Below are 269 nucleotides of genomic sequence, written 5' to 3'. Positions count from 1 at the left end.
AGCCTGTTCCCGGTGGTGTCGCGGTGATTGACCTGGGCGCCTCAGCGGTGGCACCTAAAGCCAGCTACCAAGGTAAACCGGTGCTGGTGGTCAAGGAGCAGGAGAACTGGCGGGCAATTGTCGGCATCCCGCTAACCGTCAAACCCGGCAGCCAGCAAATCAGCAGTGGCAGCCGCAATCTGGCGTTCACCGTGGGCAACAAGAAATACCCGGAACAACACATCACCTTGAAGAACAAAAGCCAGGTGAACCCGGACCCTGCACAACTC

General features: G+C 58.7%; 1 pseudogene. It reads left to right on the top strand.

What is annotated here, in order from left to right:
* Positions 1-269: pseudogene (locus AAEY88_RS13820) on the top strand (M23 family peptidase); the annotation flags it as partial.

This window comes from Psychrobacter sp. CAL346-MNA-CIBAN-0220 (assembly GCF_040309805.1).
Lineage (GTDB): Bacteria > Pseudomonadota > Gammaproteobacteria > Pseudomonadales > Moraxellaceae > Psychrobacter.
This window is presented reverse-complemented; position numbering and strand designations above follow the sequence as displayed.